Origin of the sequence: Nocardioides thalensis (assembly GCF_013410655.1) — a bacterium.
In the GTDB taxonomy this organism is placed as follows: Bacteria; Actinomycetota; Actinomycetes; order Propionibacteriales; family Nocardioidaceae; genus Nocardioides; species Nocardioides thalensis.
The window spans coordinates 4,506,599-4,523,535 of record NZ_JACCFP010000001.1 but is presented as its reverse complement, the minus strand read 5'-3'; the positions used below and the strand labels follow the sequence as shown (position 1 = coordinate 4,523,535).

Here is a 16,937-nt window from a genome sequence, read left to right as displayed (position 1 = left end):
GCCACGATTGTGACACCATTACTGTCATGGTCAAGGGCGAGGGTCGTGCGACGGAGGTCACACCGGGTGGCGGGCGCTCCGGCGACGGGGCGCGGAAGGGCGACGGTTCCGACCGGCTGCTGACGCTGGCCGAGCTCACCGAGCGGGTCGGCATCACGGTGCGGACCGTGCGCTTCTACACGACCAAGGGCCTGCTGCCGCCGCCGATCCGGCGCGGCCGCTCGGGCTACTACAGCCCCCAGCACGTGGCGCGGCTCGAGCTCGTCCAGGAGCTGCAGAGCCACGGGTTCACCCTGTCGGCGATCGAGCGGTACGTCGCCGGCATCCCTGCCGACGCGACGCCGGAGGACATCGCGCTGGCGCGCACCATGCTCGCGCCGTGGCAGTCCGACCTCCCGGTCGAGATGGACCACGCGCAGCTCGAGACCAAGGCCGGGCGCCCGCTCTCCGACGACGACGTCGCCACGATGCAGGCGCTCGGCGTGCTGCGCAGGCGCGGCTCGTCGTACCTCGTCGCGGGCAACCAGCTCGCGATCGGCGTACGGCTGCTGGAGCTGGGGTTCCCCCGCGAGGTCGCCGTCGCGGCCGCGACCGTCTACCGCGAGCACGGCGAGCAGATGGCCAAGGAGCTCTACGACGTCATCCAGGAGAAGCTCGCGCCGCTCTACGACGACCCGCAGTCCGAGCACTTCCGCGAGGTCATGGAGCGGCTCAAGCCGCTGTCGGTCGGCGGTCTGGTCTCGGCCTACGAGGCCGCCGTGGCCCGCGCGGCCCGGAGGCCGCGCCGGCGCTAGCCTCAGCGCATCCCGGCGCTGAACGAGGCGGCGCTGTGGCCGCCGCCGGAGCCGGTACGGCGCCGCGCCGAGCCGGCGCTCGAGCTGCCGCCGCGACGCCGGCCGCCCTGGCCGCCGCCGGACTTGGCGCCGCCGGACTTGGCGCCGCCGGAAGCGGACTGCTGGGTCCGCTGCTGGCCGCCCTTGCCGCCCTGCGCCCGGCCCTTCTGACCCGAGGACTTGCCGCGCGAGCCGTTGCCGCGGCCCCGGCCGCCGGAGCGGCCGCCACCGTTGGAGCCACCATCGGTGACCACGACCAGCCCGCCGGGCCGCTCGCGCTCGCCCGGGGCGAGCTCCTTCAGCACCGGGTGGCTGGAGTCGGCGAGCCGGGTGGTGGTCGGGCGGATGCCCGCGGCGCGGGTGAGTGCGCGGACGTCGGAGCGCTGGTCGTCGGTCATCAGCGTCACGACGGTGCCCGCGGCGCCGGCGCGCGCCGTACGGCCGGAGCGGTGCAGGTAGGCCTTGTGCTCGGCCGGCGGGTCGGCGTGCACGACCAGCGCGACGTCGTCGACGTGGATGCCGCGGGCGGCGATGTCGGTGGCGACGAGGGTCGTCGCGCGGCCCTCGTGGAACGCCTCCATGTTGCGGGTCCGGGCACCCTGGCTCAGGTTGCCGTGCAGCTCGACGCTCGGGACGCCGTTCTTGTTGAGCTGCCGCGCGAGGGCCTTGGCGCCGTGCTTGGTGCGGGTGAAGACGACCGTGCGGCCGGGGGCCGAGGCGAGGTCGACGAGCACCGGCAGCCGCAGCTCGCGCGTCACGTGGAGGACGTGATGGTCCATCTTGGCGACGGGCGACTGGGCGGAGTCGGCCTCGTGCACCACCGGCTGGCTGAGGAACCGCTTCACGAGCACGTCGATCGCGTTGTCGAGCGTGGCGGAGAACAGCATCCGCTGGCCGCCCTTGGGCGTCCGGTCGAGGAGCCGGCGGACGGCCGGCAGGAAGCCGAGGTCGGCCATGTGGTCGGCCTCGTCGAGCACGGTGATCTCGACGGCCAAGAGGTCGCAGTGGCCCTGGCCGATGAGGTCCTCGAGCCGGCCCGGGCAGGCGAGGACGATGTCGACGCCGCGGCGCAGCGCGGACACCTGCGGGCCCTGGCCGACGCCGCCGAAGACGGTGGTCGTGCTCAGGCCGGCGGCCTTCGCGAGCGGCTCGAGGGTCGCCTGGATCTGGCTGACCAGCTCACGGGTGGGCGCGAGGATCAGCGCACGCGGCCGCTTGGGCGCCGGGCGCCGTGCCGACTGGGTGAGCCGCGCGACGACCGGGAGGCTGAAGGCGTAGGTCTTGCCGGAGCCGGTGCGGCCGCGGCCGAGCAGGTCCTTGCCGGCGAGCGAGTCGGGCAGCGTCGCGGCCTGGATGGGCGTGGGGACGGTGATGCCGGCGGCGTCGAGGACGGTCACCAGCGGGGCGGGCACGCCGAGGTCGGCGAAGCTCGTGGTCATGTCTGTGTTTCTCTCCGGGCGCGGAGCGCACACGCGTGCAGTCGGCGGACCCTGGTCGGCGTCTCGCCGTTGCTGTCCTGTCGGCGACAGGAGCGGAGAAGCGGGGTGCCTCCTGCGTGAGGAGGGCGCGGTCGCTGCGAGGCGTCGCGCGGGATCTGGGGCAAGACTGGCCAGATCAGTGGCTCCAGCCTACGGGGTCAACATCCGCAGCGGTGAATCCTCGGCACATCCATCGCGGGTGATTCGGCACACCATGGCGGCGGATTCGACCGACCATGGCGGCGGATTCGACGGACCATGAGGGCGGATTCGACCAGCCATGAGGGCGGATTCGGCCCTCACTCCGCCTGGACGGCGGCCCCGCGCTCGATGAGCCCGTCCACGTCGGCGATCCCCCACGCGGTGAGCGCCTCGCGCGTGTGCAGCCCGGGTTGGGCGGCGGGAGGGAGCCCGAGGCTCGCCCCGGTGCGGGAGAACCGGGGCGCGGGCTGGGGCTGCACGAAGCCCTCGTGCTCGACGAAGATCTCGCGGGCCTTGACGTGCGGGTGGCTGGGCGCCTCGCTCATCCGGAGGATCGGCGCGACGCAGGCGTCGGTGCCGTCGAAGATCGCGCTCCACTCGTCGCGGGTGCGCTCCTTGAACTTCGCGGCGATCAGGTCGCGCAGCTCGTCGTACGTCGCGAGGTCGTAGCGGTCGGGCGCGACGTCCTTGATGCCGAGCAGCTCGACGAACTGGTCGTAGAACTGCGGCTCCAGTGCGCCGACGGACATGTGCTCGCCGTCGGCGGTCTCGTAGATGTCGTAGTAGGGCGCGCCGCCGTCGAGCAGGTTGCTGCGGCGCTTCTCCTGGAACGTGCCGGCGCCGAGGAACGCGGCGGTCATCGTGTTGAGGTGGGCGGTGCCGTCGACGATCGCCGCGTCGACCACCTGGCCCTCGCCCGAGACCCGAGCCTCGAGCAGGGCGGCGAGGATGCCGATCACGAGGTACGTCGAGCCGCCGCCGAAGTCGCCCACGAGGTTGGCGGGGAACTGCGGCTTCTCCGGCACCTGGCCGAGTCCGTGCAGGGTGCCGGTGATCGCGATGTAGTTCATGTCGTGGCCGGCTGCGTGCGCCCACGGGCCGTCCTGGCCCCAGCCGGTCATCCGCCCGTAGACCAGGCGCGGGTTGCGCTCGCGGCAGGCGTCGGGCCCGAAGCCCAGCCGCTCGGCGACCCCGGGACGCATGCCCTCGACGAGCACGTCGGCGTCGGCGACCAGGTCGAGGACCGTGGCGACGGCCTCCGGGGTCTTGAGGTCGAGCGCGACGCTCGGGCGGCCGCGGTTCATCAGGTCGTGCGGGCCGCCGGTGAGCATCTGCCCGCCGGGCCGCTCGATCCGGATCACGTCGGCGCCGAGGTCGGCGAGCGTCATGCACGCGTGCGGACCCGGGCCGATGCCGGCGATCTCGACGACCTTGATGCCCTTCAGCGGGCCGGTGCCCTGACCCAGCGCGTACGTCATGGGCCGATCATGACACAACTACTGTCACGGTCGGCAGGGTGATCAGCCCGGCTCGACGATCTCCCGGAGCTCGAAATGCATGGGGTCGGTGTAGCTCCAGTCGCCGCCCCAGGCGAAGCCCCAATACTTGAAGATCGCGACGACCTCCGGGTGCATCTGCCCGACCGTGCCGCGCTGGTTCTCCAGGGAGTTGATGTCGATGGCCAGGCCGAACGAGTGGTTGGAGAGGGTCGTCGTACCGGCGATGAAGCGGGGGTAGTAGCAGCCCGCCGTCTGGTAGACCTCCTCGCCCAGGCCCCGCCGCTGCACCTCGGCGAGCGCGGCCTTGAGCTGCGGCATCATGTACTTGTTGCACGTGAGCTGGCCGAGCAGCGGCACCGTCTCCGTGACGATGTGCTCCCGCACCCACTGAGCTTCCGGCTGCACGCGGCCGCCGCCGATGGGGGTGTAGCGGAAGGTCCCGACCGCGTCGGCGTACGTGCCGACCGGGACGACCGACTGGAAAGTGCCGGGATCGATGCCGGTCTCGGCCACGATGTCGAGATCGGTGATCGAAAGCTCCGGAGCGAACTTCTGGATCGCCTCGCGCACCAGCTGCGGTGCCTTCGAGCCGGTGTGGATGAGCAGCGCGTTGCCCTGCGGGAGTCCCAGCTCCTCGCCCCAGGGCTCGTTGACGATCATGTCGACGTTGCCGATCTGCTGCTCCCACAGCGCACCGACGTGGATCTCTTGCACCTGTTCACCCGTGCCGATCGGCAGGTACTTCTCCTCGTCCATCGGCAGGCGCCCTGCCCCGACCGCGGGTACGGAAATCTCGCCCGCCGCGATCCGCTCCCACTGCGCCGGGAAGGTCTTGGCGCCGAGGTCGAACCGCCGAAACGTCTCCGGGTCGACGGCCGCGATGTTGTACCACTTGGACTCGAGCGAGACCTGGCCGAGAGAGAACTGCTCGGACGCCAGCACGCCCTTGTCGCCGTCGATCTTCACGGCCTGGATCTGCTCGACGAGGTCCTCCGGCAGGGTCTCGTCGCTGACGACGAGCAGGTCGTCGCCGTACAGCGGGCTGCCCAGCGGCCCCGGCGGCTCCACCGTCGGGCGGATCCGGTCGGAGGGTTCCGGCACGCCGGAGGAGGTGGTGCCGTGGGAGCCGGCGGCGTTGGTCGGGTCGTCCGGGTGCTCGGGCTCCTCGGAGCCGCCGCAGGCAACGCTGATGAGCGCGACCGCGGCCAAGGCCGCGACGCGCGCGCTCCGGTGCGCTGCCCCCATCTGTCCCTTCCTCCCAGGGTCGAGAGTAGTTCGGAACCCTAGGAGATGTGTCTTCCCCGCGACGCCCCGTCTCAGTCGTCCCGGAGGCTAGGACTCCTCGCCGATCACCCGCGCGGCGATCCACGCGATGTCGTCGGCGGTGGTCACCGGGTCGCCGCCGGGCTGCATGACGTGGGAGAGCACCAGGCGGATCACCATGTCGATCGCCGCGTCCAGGCGGTCGTCGGGGATGTTGATCTCGTAGCCCTGGATCCGCTCCAGGACGACCTGCTTCGCGCCCTCCATGAGGAACTGCGCGTGGGTCGTCAGGAGCGGCAGCAGCTCGGTGTCGGCCCCGTGGGTCGCGGAGACCACGGCGTGCAGCAGCGCGTTGTCCTCGGCGTACTTGAGCACCCGGCGGGCCGAGTCGCGCAGCGCCTGGACCAGGTCGTCAGGGTTCTCGTCGAAGGAGCGCTTCACGCCGGCGAGGAAGCGGTCGAGCTCCCGCAGGACCACGGCCTCGGCGAGGTCGGCCTTGGTGCCGATCTCGTTGTAGACCGTCTGCCGGCTGACGCCGACGTCGTCGGCGAGCCGGGCCATGGTGACCCGGGCCCAGCCCTCGGTGGTGAGGACGGTGCAGGCGGCGTCGAAGAGCCGGTCGCGCAGCGGAAGCGCGGCCGGCTCCACGAGCTCCCACGGGCGTGCCGTCACGTCGGGGAGGATAGCCATCGTCGGTGTCTTTTCCGGAACCGTCAGTCGGCGAGCGTCAGGGCCAGCACGGGGCAGGCCTGGACGGCGGCGTAGACGTGGGCCCGGTCGGACTCCGGGGGGTTCTCGTCGAGGACGTTGACCAGCTCCTCGTCCTCGTCGACCTCGAAGTAGTCGTTGGCCATGGCCTCGCACATGCCGAGGCCCTCGCACTTGTCGAGATCAGCGACGATCTTCATGGGGTCAGGCCTCCGCCTTCTCGGGATCGAACGGGATGAAGTCTGCCTTGTCGCGCACGCCGCAGTCGGGGCAGAACCAGTCCTCGGGGATGTCGGCCCACGCCGTGCCGGCGGGGAAGCCCTGGTGCTCGTCACCCGCGGCGACCTCGTAGGTGTAGCCGCAGCCGGGGCACCGCGCGGCGAGGATCTCGCCCTCGTGGTTCTGCAGCCACAGGTCCTCGTGCTGTACGTGGGTCTCCGGCGGCGGGAACTTGGCGAGGTACTTTGCCTCCTTGCCCGGCTTGATGTTGGCGAGGGTGACGTCGCCGTCGAGGTGCTCGACCACGCGGTGGTCCATCACCTTGCGCCACAGCGGCGGGATCAGGGCGAGGTTGATCATCCCGGCGTAGCCGGTCGGGAGGGCCGGCGACTCCTTGAAGTCACGCAGCGCCTGATAGCGCCGGGTCGGGTTGGCGTGGTGGTCGCTGTGCCGCTGCAGGTGGTACAGGAAGATGTTGGTGACGATGTTGTTGCTGTTCCAGCTGTGCATCGGCAGCACCCGCTCGTAGCGCTGCTTTGGTCCGACCTTCTGGCGCTTCATGCCGTAGTGCTCGAGGTAGTTGACGATCTCCAGCAGGGAGAAGCCGCACACGATCGTGATCGCGGCGTAGGGAAGGACCTCCCAGCCGAACAGAGCGACGAAGGAACCCCACAGCACGACCGACATCGCCCAGGCGTTCAGCACGTCGTTGCTCAGGTGGAACGGGTGGGTGCCCTTGCGGCGGAAGCGCTTGGCCTCGACCTCCCAGGCGCTCTTGAGCGAGCCGATGACGGTCCGCGGCCAGAACTCGTAGAAGTTCTCGCCGAGGCGCGAGCTCGCGGGGTCCTCGGGGGTCGCGACGCGGACGTGGTGGCCGCGGTTGTGCTCGATGTAGAAGTGGCCGTAGAACGTCGGCGCGAGCGTGATCTTGGCGAGCCAGCGCTCGACCGACTCCTTCTTGTGACCCAGCTCGTGGGCGGTGTTGATGCCGATGCCCACGATGGCGGCGATCGAGAATGCCCACAAGGCCCGGATCCACCAGTCGGTCGGCATCGTGGCGTTGTCGTAGAGGCCGCCGAGATTCGCGTCGCCCCAGGCGCCGGCGCCGACCCAGTCGAGGACCTGGCGGACCGGGTTGTGGCCCATCAGGATGTCGAACCCGCCGAGGAGAACGATGTACATCAACGGGATGTACATGAACACGACCCACCGGTAGTACTTGTCGTTCTCCAGCGCCTCGATGACCTCGTCCGGCGGGTTGGAGCTGTCACGGCCGAAGGCCAGGTCGAAGATCGGGATGATCCCGTTGACCAGCAGCGGCCCGACGAGCGCGAAGCCCCACCAGCCGCCGGTCGCGAGGTAGAGGAGGGCGAAGGCCACCCCGAACCCGGGCACCATCAGGCCCCAGAGCCACAGGTAGCGCTTCTTGTCCTTCCAGATCTCGGTGGTGCCTTCGGGGACGGACTTGCCGTATTCCTCGGGGTTGACGCTTGAGGTCGTCATCGAGCTCACTGCCCTTCCATCGAACGTTTGACAAGACGTTACGATCTGTAAAGGCGGTTTGACAAGACCTAGCGAGTTGTAAAGTTGGAGACGTCCAGATCCTGAGCGGCGCCGACCTCGCTCCCGGGCACCGCACGGAGGCCGAGCACGGCGGTCACCAGGTTGGCGACGTCGCCGTTGCGCACCGGCTGCGGACCGTCGTACGACGGACGGCCGCCGCCCGGGTCGGCGTAGTCGGGGTTCAGGCCGTAGAGGTCCCCCACCGCGACGCCCGCGCCCCAGACGACGAACGGGACCGTGTAGTCCGCCGGGGCGGCCGGGTCCTCGTGGTGGCGGGTGCCGGGCACGCCGCCGTGGTCGGCCGTGACCACGACCACCATCTCGTCGGCGAGGTCGGGGTCGCCGGTGATGGCCTCGACCAACCGGCCGATCTCGGCGTCCGCGGCCGCGACCGCGGCGTCGTACGGCGCCGATCCCCAGCCGGTGAGGTGGCCCGCCAGGTCGGGGCCGCGGAGGTGGAGGAACGTCAGGTCGGTGCCCTCGCGCACCTCGGCGAGCGCGCGGTCGGTGAGCGCCGACTCGTCGCCGGCGATCACCAGGTCGTCGATCGTGCCCGGCCAGGAGCGGTCCCAGGTGACGAACTTCGACTTCCCCGCCAGCACCGCGCTGCTGCCGCCCGCCCCGTCGACCACGGAGAAGACCGACGAGACGCCCGGAGCGGCCCGGCCGGCGCGCTCGGAGTTCCAGTCGACGCCGTGCCCGCCCGCGCTCGCGTCGATCCGCTCGCCGGTGACCATGCTCGTGTGGTTGGGCAGGGTGACGGTCTGCTCGTAGGCCGTGCGTGCGTTCAGGGTGCCCGCGCCCTCGGTGAGCAGGCGGCTCACCGTCGGGGTGGCGTCGGGCGCGACCGCCCACGACGCGAGGCCGTCGACCGACACGACGAGCACCCGCGCGTCGTCGGGGATCCCCGTGCCTGCGAGCTCCTCGGCCCGGTCGCCGAGCTCCCGGTCGCCCTCCGTCGACTGCCCGCCGGGGTCGTCGCTGGAGTCCTCCGCGGCCGTGCTGGTGGTCTCGCCGGGCGCCCCGCTCGAGGCGCTCGGACCAGGGTCGCGGGCGGCCGGCTCGTCACCGCCGGCGAGCCAGAGCACGCCGCCCAGCACGAGCGCCAGTACGACGACCGCTGCCACCGCCGCGGCGAACCACCGTCCCGAGGCGGGGTTCGCGTCAGCAGGCACCCGCCAAGGCTAGGCACTGCCAGGTTGGTCGAGTAGTCCGAGAGCCGCTAGGCGAGGACGTATCGGGACCCCTGTCAGCTGACCGGGAGCTCGGCCCCCGAGACGACCGGCAGCTCGGCGTACCCGCGGAGCACCCGGGTGCCCCGCCGCACCGGCGTGCCGGCGACGCGGAGGTCGGGGAAGCGCTCGTAGAGCATCCGCAGGCCGGCGGTCGCCTCGAGCCGCGCGAGGCTGGCGCCGACGCAGTAGTGGATGCCGGCCGAGAACGACAGGTTCTCCCCCGCGTTGGGGCGGGCGACGTCGAACCGGGCGGGGTCGTCGAAGACGTGGGGGTCGCGGTTGGCGGCCGAGAGGTAGACGAGGATCGCCTCGCCCTCCGCCACCCGCTCGCCCGCGACCTCGGTGTCGCGCATCGCGGCCCGCATCGTCAGCTGGACCGGCGACTCGTGGCGCAGCACCTCCTCGACGGCGTTGGGCCAGCCCTCGGGGTCGGCCTGGAGCGCACGGAGCTGGTCGGGGTGCTGGTCGAGCAGCGCGACGGCGTTGCCGATCAGGTTGACGGTGGTCTCGAAGCCGGCGCCGAGCACGAGCAGGCCGACGGCGTGCACCTCGACGTCGGTGAGCTGCTCCTCCCCGCGGGCGGCGCTCTGCTGCTGGTCGAGCAGGAGCTGGCTCATCAGGTCGTCGCCCGGGTCGCGGCGCAGCCGCTCGAGGTGGTGCGCGAACCAGGCGTGCATCTCGCGCAGGGCGGCGGACGCCGTACGGAACTGGCTCCAGCTCAGCCCCGGGTCGAGGGTGACGGCCGCGTGGTTGCCCCACTCGAGCACCAGCTCGCGCTCGGACTCGGGGATGCCGAGCAGGTCGGCGATGACGGCGACCGGGAGCTGCGCGGCGTAACGGTCGACCAGGTCGAAGGCGACCGGCTCGCCCGGCCGCACCGAGGCCGTGAGGTCGTCGAGCAGTCGCTCCGCGACGCCCGTCACCCGGTCGGACATCCGGCCGACCTTGCGCGCGGTGAACGAGCGGGCCACGAGCTTGCGGTAGCGGGTGTGCTGGGGCGGGTCGACGACGAGCATCGACGGCGGGTCGACCGGCGAGAGGGTGTCGTCCTCGCGCGCGAGCGCGTGCAGCCGACGCAGCGGCGCGGGCAGCTCGGCCAGTCCGGCGCCGGTGCCGAAGTCCTCGCTGCGCAGGATCGCGTTGCCGACCTCGTGGTCGACGGTGCCGCCGATGAAGCCGTTGCGGACGAGGCGACCCTGCGACCGCAGCTCCTCGTAGGCGGCGTACGGCTCGGCGATCAGCTCCGGGTCGGTGGCGAGGCGGGCGATCAGGTCGCCTCCCGCCGCCCCCTTGCGGAGGAACCGGCGCTGCAGGCCGTGCGCGATCGTCCATGCGGCGAAGTCGCGCGCGGTCCCGACGGGACGGGCGTTCTTGAAATCAGGCAACGACACGGTCCCCACCCTGCTCGGCCGCCGCCATGGAGTCCAGCACCCGCAGCACGCCCCGGGTGCGCTCGAGCAGCCGCGGCCGCAGCTCCTCGATGACCGCCTCCGGGAGGTCGGGGTCGAGCTGGGCGTCGCGGGCGAGCTTGAGGCGGTAGCGCAGCAGCGTCAGCAGTCCGGCCCGGTCGCCGAACAGCTCGGCGTACTCCTCCGACCACGGCAGGGTCACCGGTCGGTCGCCGCGAGCCGCCTCGCCGAGCCAGGTCTCGATCTCGCGCAGCGCCCGCCAACGGCGGTGGGTCTCGTTCCACGTCATCGGGGATCACGTCCTTCTGCTGGGGTGCCTCGAAACTAGGCGCCCGTACGGCGACCGCGCATCGTGCGGGAGCAGGCACCTGGGCGCGGTCGGCGTACGACCGTGGTAGCAAACCGGCGACCTGCCGGGGACGGATGACGGCGGCCCGGCTGCTCCCTACATTGGAGGGCATGGTGGGCAAGCTCAGGCGGCGGATCGAGGCGAACTGCCTCGCGCACGGCCTGCTCTACCCGTGGTGGGTGCCGGTCGTCGGGTTCGCCGGGCAGGTCGTGATCGTGGTGATCGCGCTCGCCCTCCGCGACGCCCTGTGGGCACCGCAGCCGGTCACGCTGACCCTGCTGCTCGTGCTCGTCGCGCCGTTCGTGCAGATCGGCCTGAGCCGGTGGCTGCCGTGGCCGCTGGACGCCCTCGGCGCGGTCGTCGCCTCGACGTGGCTGATGTGGCTCCCGCCCGACTCCGGCGGCTCCGTGCTGATCGACGCGGCCCCGGCGCTTCTCGCCTTCGCCACTGCCGAGACGACCGCCCGCGACGGCCTGCGGCCCGGTGCGGTCATGGCCGGCCTGTCGTTCGCGCTCATCGGCTTCGCCAACGCCGGCCCCGGCGTCGTGGCCGCCCCGGTGCACTTCCTCGACATCGTGCTCGGCTTCGTGATCGGGGCGATGCTGCTGTACCAGATGCGGGCGCTCGCGGCCGAGCGGCGTGCGCGGGAGCGCGCCTGGGAACAGGCCACCGCGGCCGAGCGCAACCGGATCGCACGCGAGATCCACGACCTCGTCGCCCACTCGCTCAGCGTCACCCTCCTGCACATCACCGGCGCCCGGCACGCGCTGCGCGACGTCGGTGAGTCCGAGGCGGACGCGGCCGACGCCGTCGACGAGGTCGACGCGGCGCTCGCGGACGCCGAGCGGGTCGGACGCCGCGCGATGGCCGACATCCGGCGCACGGTGAGCGCGATCGCCGACGGCCCCGAGCCGCGGCAGTCGCTGCCGTCGGCGGGCGACATCGCCGCGCTCGTCGACGAGCTCGACGCCGCCGGGCTGGACGTGGAGTACGCCGAGAGCGGTGACGCGTCCGCTCTTCCCGACGCCGCGGGCCTGGGGCTCTACCGGATCGCCCAGGAGTCGCTGGCCAACGTCGCCAAGCACGCGCCCGGCAACGTCGCCCGGGTGCGCCTCAGCTTCGCCCGTGGCGGCGCCCGGCTCACCGTGAGCAACCCGCTCGCCGGCGTCGCCCCGCGCCGCCCGGGCGACGACGTGGGCTCCGGCCTCGCGGGCATGCACGCCCGCGCCGAGCAGCTCGGGGCCACCCTGACCGCGGGGCCGGTCGGCGAGGACTGGGTCGTCGACGTTCGCCTGGGCTCCGCGTTCCGCGGGGTCGAGCTGCCCTGCGGTCGCACGATCGGTACGCCGGCCGCGGCCACCGGAGCGGCCACGTGACCGCGGCGGACCAGGTCCAGCCGGTGCGGGTGGTGCTGGTCGACGACCAGGAGCTGGTGCGCTCGGGCCTGCGCCGGATCCTGCGCCGGCGCGACGGCTTCGAGATCGTCGCCGAGTGCGCCGACGGCGCGGAGCTGCCCGGGGCGCTCGCGGCCCTCGAGGCCCCGGCCGACGTCGTGCTCATGGACCTCCGGATGCGCGACGTCGACGGCATCACGGCGACCGAGCGGCTCCGTGCGGATCCCGACGCCCCCGCCGTACTGGTGCTGACGACGTTCGACGACGACGCGATGCTCTCGGGAGCGCTGCGCGCCGGCGCGGTCGGCTTCCTGCTCAAGGACTCCTCGGCCGACGACCTGATCCGCGCGGTGCGCGCGGTCGCGAACGGCGACGGGTGGCTCGACCCCGCAGTCACCTCGCGGGTGCTGCGCGACTACCGCAGCGCACCGGCCGCGCCGGCGGCCGCCGTCCCGGACACCGGGCTCACCACCCGCGAGGTCGAGGTGCTGCGCGCCATCGCCGCGGGCCACACCAACAGCGAGATCGCCGCAGCGCTGGTCATCTCCGAGCTCACGGTGAAGAGCCACATCGGCCGGATCTTCACCAAGCTCGGCCTGCGCGACCGCGCGGCCGCGATCGTCTACGCCTACGACCACGGGCTGGCGACACCGGCTCCTTCGTAGGCGGTGGGGCGGGCCAGTGACGACCGTCACAAAGTTGCACCCGTCGCGCTAATGGTGCAAACTTGCACTCGTGACTGAGACGGTGCATCGACGCGAGGCGCGGCGGGTGGAGACCACCCACCGCCTGCGTCGCCGCGCCCTGGAGCTCACCCGCGACAAGGGGTTCGACGGCTGGACCATGGACGACCTCGCCGCGAGCGCCGAGGTGTCGCGGCGGACGGTGTTCAACTACTTCGACTCCAAGCTCGACGTGGTGCTCGGCCCCGACCACGAGCCGCCGGCGGAGGCGCTGGCGGCGTTCGTCGCCAAGCGGCCCACCGGCGACCTGGTCGACGACATGGCGGCGCTGGCCGTCGAGGTCATCCAGGAGAAGCAGACCGAGCTCGACCTGGTGATGCTCGCGCGCGCGGTGATCCTCACCGAGCCGCACCTCGTCGCCCTCGTGCACGAGCGGTTCGAGGCCAAGATGACCGACCTGGTCGATCTCATCATCCAGCGCGAGGGCGAGGACTACGGGCGCGCGCAGGCCGAGCTCGCCGTACGCCTCATCGTCACCGTCTTCGACACCGCGCTCAGCCGGATCGACCCCGCCGAGCCCAAGCCGATCGACGACCACATCGCCGACGCGGTCATCGACGCCCGCCGGCTGTTCGCCCGCACCACCTGAGGCACCCGCACCACCAGCAACGCCCCCGGCCGGACACCCCGGCATCCATCCCCAGGACCAAGGAGACCCCGATGGCCCGCCTGCTCTACAAGCTGGGCAGCACAGCGTTCCGGCGCTGGTACTACTTCCTCGCCGCGTGGATCGCCGTCTTCGCGGCGGTCGCCACCGTCGCCGTCGCCTTCTCGAAGCCGATGTCCGACGAGTTCACGATCCCCGGCATCCCCTCCGAGGAGGCGGCGGACCTCCAGCAGGAGCTCTTCCCCGAGGCTGGTGACGCGTTCGACGACGCCACCGTCAACGTCGTCGTCGCCGCGCCCGAGGGCCACACGCTCGACGAGCCCGCCTACACCGCGGCCATCGAGGACCTCATCGAGGCGATCCCCGAGCTGCCGCAGATGAACGAGGACCCGGCCGCCAACCCAGGCCTGGTCGACCCGAACGTCGCGGCCGCCAACGCGCCGCCGGCCTTCAGCCCGCTCTCGGAGGACGGCCGCATCGGCATCCTCAGCTTCGAGTGGGACGTCGAGACGCCCGCGGACCTCGAGGTCACCTCGATCGAGGAGCTCGAGCAGCTGCTCGACGACACCACCGACGAGACCGGCCTGGTCGCCGAGGCCAACGGTCCCGGCATGGCCGCGATGACGCCGCCGGGCGGCACCGCCGAGCTGATCGGCATCGGCATCGCGCTGGTCGTGCTGCTGCTGACGTTCGGCTCCGCCATCGCCGCGGGCATGCCGATCATCACGGCGCTCTTCGGCGTCGCTCTCGGCATGCTCGGCATCACCGGCATGACCGCGTTCATGGACATCGGCTCGAGCACCCCGATGCTCGCGACGATGATCGGCCTCGCGGTCGGCATCGACTACACCCTGTTCATCCTCGCCCGCTACCGCACCGAGCTGCACCACACCGACGACCGCGCCCACGCCGCCGGCATCGCGGTCGGTACGGCGGGCTCGGCCGTCGTGTTCGCGGGCCTCACCGTGCTCATCGCGCTCTCGGCGCTGGCCGTCGTGCGGATCCCGTTCCTCACCGCGATGGGCCTGGCCGCGGCGGCCACCGTGCTGATCGCGGTGCTGGTCGCGCTGACGCTGCTGCCCGCGCTCCTCGGCCTGCTGAAGTCGTGGACGTTCCGCGGCCGGGTGCGCCGCTACACCCCGGCTCGCGACGAGCACGGCCGGGTGCACAACAACGGCGTGCGCTGGGCCCGGCTGCTCGGCAAGGCGCCGCTCGCGTTCGTCGCCCTGGTGATCGTCGGCCTCGGCGTCCTCGCCGTACCGATCAAGGACATGTACCTCGCGTTCCCGACCGACAGCACCGCGCCGGCCGACACCACCCAGCGCCAGGCGTCCGACCTGATGTCGGAGGCGTTCGGCCCCGGTCGCGAGGGCCCGCTGCTGGTCGTCGTCGACGGCCGGGACATCGCGTCCGACGAGGAGCGCCAGCAGGCGTTCGACGACGTCACCGCGTGGGCGGCCGGACAGGACGACGTCCAGGACGCGACGCTGGTCGCGACCAACGCCCCGCTCGGCGAGGACGGCGCGCCGACCGGCGTCGGCACCGGCGCGATGATCCAGGTCACGCCGGCGTCGGGACCCGACGAGCCGGAGACCCTCGACCTGCTCGACGCGCTCCGCGACGGGCAGTCCGGCATCGAGGAGCAGACCGGCACGACCACGGGCGTCACCGGCCTGACGGCGATCACGACCGACGTCTCCGACCGGCTGAACGGGGCGCTGCCGCTCTACCTCGCCGTGGTCATCGGGCTGGCGTTCGTGCTGCTGGTGCTCGTGTTCCGCTCGATCCTGGTGCCGCTGACCGCCACCCTGGGCTTCCTGCTCTCGGTGCTGGCGACGCTGGGCGCGACGGTCGCGATCTTCCAGGAGGGCGCGTTCGGGATCTTCGAGGGCCAGCCGATCGTGAGCTTCATGCCGATCTTCCTGATCGGCATGGTGTTCGGCCTCGCGATGGACTACCAGGTGTTCCTGGTGACCCGGATGCGGGAGGCCCACGTGCACGGGCTCACCACCCGCGAGGCCGTCGTCGACGGCTTCCGCAACTCGGCCCGGGTCGTGACCGCCGCGGCGACGATCATGATCGCGGTGTTCGCGGGCTTCATGCTCGAGGACGACGCCGTCGTGAAGTCGATGGGCTTCGCGCTCGCCGCGTCGATCATCTTCGACGCGTTCATCGTGCGGATGGTGCTGATCCCGTCGGTGCTCTACCTGCTCGGGGAGAAGGCCTGGTGGATGCCGAAGTGGCTCGACCGGATCCTGCCGAACGTCGACGTCGAGGGTGAGTCGCTCGAGCGCGACTCGGCGCCGGTGTCGGTCGCTCGCAAGGACGACGACAAGGAGCTCGTCGGCGTCTGACGCCCCGACGGCCCGCGATCGTCGAAGGCCCTCGGCTGATCTACGTCAGCCGAGGGCCTTCTCGATGTCCCCGGTCAGCTTCTCCGGCTTGGTCGTCGGCGCGTAGCGGTCGATGACCTGCCCGTCGCGGCCGACGAGGAACTTCGTGAAGTTCCACTTGATCCCGTCGCCGATGAGGCCGCCCTGCTCGCCCTTCAGCCACTGGTAGAGCGGGTGCGCGCCGTCGCCGTTGACCTCGATCTTCGCGAACATCGGGAACGTGACGCCGTAGTTCGTCGAGCAGAACGAGGCGATCTCGGCCTCGTCGCCGGGCTCCTGGTGGCCGAACTGGTCGCACGGGAACCCGAGGACGGCGAAGCCCCGGTCGGCGTAGGTCTCGTGGAGCTTCTGGAGCCCTTCGTACTGCGGGGTGAAGCCGCACTTCGACGCGGTGTTCACGACGAGCACGACCTGGTCCTTGTAGGCGGAGAGGTCCTGGTCGGTGCCGTCGATGCCCGCGGCCGAGAAGTCGTGGAGGCTGGTCATGCCCGAAAGTGTGACAGGTTCAGCTCGACGCCGTCCCGCCTCACTGCGGCAGCACCCGCCGCAGGAACTCCCGGGTCCGCGGCTCCCGCGGATCACCCAGCACCTGGGTGGGAGGGCCCGACTCCACGATCCGCCCGCCGTCGAGGAAGCACACCTGGGTGGCGACCTCGCGGGCGAACGTCATCTCGTGCGTCGCCAGCACCATCGTGGTGCCGCCGGCGGCGAGGTCGCGCACGATCGCGAGGACCTCGCCCACCAGCTCGGGGTCGAGCGCCGCGGTGATCTCGTCGAGCAACAGCAGCTTGGGCGAGGTGCACAGCGCGCGGACCAGGGCGACCCGCTGCTGCTGGCCGCCGGAGAGCCGGTCGGGGTGGCTGTGCACGTGCTCGCCGAGCCCGAACCGGGTGAGCAGGTCGATCGCGCGCGCCTCGGCGTCCTTCTTCGAGAGCCCGTGCACCTTGCGCGGTGCGAGCGTGCAATTGGCGAGGACCGAGCGGTGCGGGAAGAGGTTGTAGGCCTGGAACACCATGCCGATGTCGCGGCGTACGTCCCGCGGGTCGACCAGCGGGTCCGACACCTCGAACCCGTCGAGCTCGATCACGCCGTCGTCGACCTCCTCGAGCAGGTCGAGGCAGCGCAGCAGCGTCGACTTCCCCGACCCCGACGACCCGATCAGGCACACCACGTCGCCCGGGTGCACGGTCAGCGACACGTCGTCGAGTACCACCCGGTCGCCGTACGCCTTGCGGAGGCTGCGCGCCTCCAGCAGCGGCACG

General features: G+C 71.8%; 16 protein-coding genes. 5 read left to right on the top strand and 11 right to left on the bottom strand.

Annotated elements, in window-relative coordinates; genetic code table 11:
• The first annotated feature begins 26 nt into the window (after nt 1-26).
• The gene (locus HNR19_RS22060) at nt 27-794 is read left to right on the top strand and encodes a MerR family transcriptional regulator (RefSeq protein WP_179669956.1); all 768 of its coding nucleotides are present in this window, start codon (nt 27-29) and stop codon (nt 792-794) included.
• Between the two features lie 2 nt (nt 795-796).
• Here the strand turns inward: HNR19_RS22060 and HNR19_RS22055 are convergent, their stop codons facing one another.
• The 9 genes from HNR19_RS22055 to HNR19_RS22015 form a co-directional block, all read right to left on the bottom strand.
• Nucleotides 797-2,272, bottom strand: coding sequence for a DEAD/DEAH box helicase (locus HNR19_RS22055; protein ID WP_179669955.1), 1,476 nt, complete (start codon nt 2,270-2,272; stop codon nt 797-799).
• Between the two features lie 338 nt (nt 2,273-2,610).
• Nucleotides 2,611-3,771, bottom strand: coding sequence for a CaiB/BaiF CoA transferase family protein (locus HNR19_RS22050; RefSeq protein ID WP_179669954.1), 1,161 nt, complete (start codon nt 3,769-3,771; stop codon nt 2,611-2,613).
• Between the two features lie 42 nt (nt 3,772-3,813).
• Entirely contained in the window at nt 3,814-5,037 is a 1,224-nt protein-coding gene (locus HNR19_RS22045) for a M15 family metallopeptidase (RefSeq protein WP_179669953.1), read from the bottom strand.
• 87 nt (nt 5,038-5,124) lie between these two features.
• Nucleotides 5,125-5,745: a TetR/AcrR family transcriptional regulator gene (locus HNR19_RS22040; RefSeq protein WP_179669952.1), complete on the bottom strand. Its 621-nt coding sequence runs from the start codon at nt 5,743-5,745 to the stop codon at nt 5,125-5,127.
• A 23-nt stretch (nt 5,746-5,768) separates the two neighbouring features.
• Complete coding sequence (locus HNR19_RS22035; RefSeq protein ID WP_179669951.1) at nt 5,769-5,963, bottom strand: ferredoxin; 195 nt, start codon at nt 5,961-5,963, stop codon at nt 5,769-5,771.
• 4 nt (nt 5,964-5,967) lie between these two features.
• Nucleotides 5,968-7,485, bottom strand: coding sequence for a fatty acid desaturase (locus tag HNR19_RS23350; RefSeq protein WP_281366487.1), 1,518 nt, complete (start codon nt 7,483-7,485; stop codon nt 5,968-5,970).
• A gap of 68 nt (nt 7,486-7,553) precedes the next feature.
• Nucleotides 7,554-8,720 carry an alkaline phosphatase family protein gene (locus HNR19_RS22025; protein ID WP_179669950.1) on the bottom strand — a complete coding sequence of 389 codons (1,167 nt, stop codon included), beginning with the start codon at nt 8,718-8,720 and terminating at the stop codon, nt 7,554-7,556.
• Nucleotides 8,721-8,794: 74 nt separating this feature from the next.
• Complete coding sequence (locus HNR19_RS22020) at nt 8,795-10,171, bottom strand: cytochrome P450 (RefSeq protein WP_218910346.1); 1,377 nt, start codon at nt 10,169-10,171, stop codon at nt 8,795-8,797.
• Complete coding sequence (locus tag HNR19_RS22015; RefSeq protein WP_179669949.1) at nt 10,158-10,478, bottom strand: hypothetical protein; 321 nt, start codon at nt 10,476-10,478, stop codon at nt 10,158-10,160. The genes HNR19_RS22020 and HNR19_RS22015 overlap by 14 nt, the downstream gene beginning before the upstream one ends.
• A 170-nt stretch (nt 10,479-10,648) precedes the next feature.
• On the opposite strand from HNR19_RS22015, the gene HNR19_RS22010 reads away from it, so the two are divergent.
• The 4 genes from HNR19_RS22010 (at nt 10,649) to HNR19_RS21995 (ending at nt 15,636) form a co-directional block, all read left to right on the top strand.
• Nucleotides 10,649-11,914, top strand: coding sequence for a sensor histidine kinase (locus tag HNR19_RS22010; RefSeq protein WP_179669948.1), 1,266 nt, complete (start codon nt 10,649-10,651; stop codon nt 11,912-11,914).
• The gene (locus HNR19_RS22005; protein ID WP_179669947.1) at nt 11,911-12,597 is read left to right on the top strand and encodes a response regulator; all 687 of its coding nucleotides are present in this window, start codon (nt 11,911-11,913) and stop codon (nt 12,595-12,597) included. The genes HNR19_RS22010 and HNR19_RS22005 overlap by 4 nt, the downstream gene beginning before the upstream one ends.
• Nucleotides 12,598-12,667: 70 nt before the next feature.
• Nucleotides 12,668-13,264, top strand: a complete 597-nt coding sequence (locus HNR19_RS22000; protein ID WP_179669946.1) for a TetR family transcriptional regulator — start codon at nt 12,668-12,670, stop codon at nt 13,262-13,264.
• Nucleotides 13,265-13,335: 71 nt separating this feature from the next.
• Nucleotides 13,336-15,636: an MMPL family transporter gene (locus HNR19_RS21995; protein WP_179669945.1), complete on the top strand. Its 2,301-nt coding sequence runs from the start codon at nt 13,336-13,338 to the stop codon at nt 15,634-15,636.
• A gap of 45 nt (nt 15,637-15,681) precedes the next feature.
• On the opposite strand, the gene HNR19_RS21990 is transcribed toward HNR19_RS21995, so the two are convergent.
• Both HNR19_RS21990 and HNR19_RS21985 read right to left on the bottom strand, forming a co-directional pair.
• Nucleotides 15,682-16,161: a glutathione peroxidase gene (locus HNR19_RS21990; protein WP_179669944.1), complete on the bottom strand. Its 480-nt coding sequence runs from the start codon at nt 16,159-16,161 to the stop codon at nt 15,682-15,684.
• 40 nt (nt 16,162-16,201) lie between these two features.
• Nucleotides 16,202-16,936 carry an ATP-binding cassette domain-containing protein gene (locus HNR19_RS21985; RefSeq protein ID WP_179669943.1) on the bottom strand — a complete coding sequence of 245 codons (735 nt, stop codon included), beginning with the start codon at nt 16,934-16,936 and terminating at the stop codon, nt 16,202-16,204.
• Nucleotide 16,937 lies beyond the last annotated feature (1 nt).

Coding starts and splice junctions, on each gene's coding strand:
- HNR19_RS22050 (WP_179669954.1), bottom strand. CDS start 3,771: ATGACGTACGCGCTGGGTCAGGGCACCGGCCCGCTGAAGGGCATCAAG.
- HNR19_RS22055 (WP_179669955.1), bottom strand. CDS start 2,272: ATGACCACGAGCTTCGCCGACCTCGGCGTGCCCGCCCCGCTGGTGACC.
- HNR19_RS22015 (WP_179669949.1), bottom strand. CDS start 10,478: ATGACGTGGAACGAGACCCACCGCCGTTGGCGGGCGCTGCGCGAGATC.
- HNR19_RS22045 (WP_179669953.1), bottom strand. CDS start 5,037: ATGGGGGCAGCGCACCGGAGCGCGCGCGTCGCGGCCTTGGCCGCGGTC.
- HNR19_RS22040 (WP_179669952.1), bottom strand. CDS start 5,745: ATGGCTATCCTCCCCGACGTGACGGCACGCCCGTGGGAGCTCGTGGAG.
- HNR19_RS22010 (WP_179669948.1), top strand. CDS start 10,649: ATGGTGGGCAAGCTCAGGCGGCGGATCGAGGCGAACTGCCTCGCGCAC.
- HNR19_RS23350 (WP_281366487.1), bottom strand. CDS start 7,485: ATGACGACCTCAAGCGTCAACCCCGAGGAATACGGCAAGTCCGTCCCC.
- HNR19_RS22060 (WP_179669956.1), top strand. CDS start 27: ATGGTCAAGGGCGAGGGTCGTGCGACGGAGGTCACACCGGGTGGCGGG.
- HNR19_RS21995 (WP_179669945.1), top strand. CDS start 13,336: ATGGCCCGCCTGCTCTACAAGCTGGGCAGCACAGCGTTCCGGCGCTGG.
- HNR19_RS22035 (WP_179669951.1), bottom strand. CDS start 5,963: ATGAAGATCGTCGCTGATCTCGACAAGTGCGAGGGCCTCGGCATGTGC.
- HNR19_RS21990 (WP_179669944.1), bottom strand. CDS start 16,161: ATGACCAGCCTCCACGACTTCTCGGCCGCGGGCATCGACGGCACCGAC.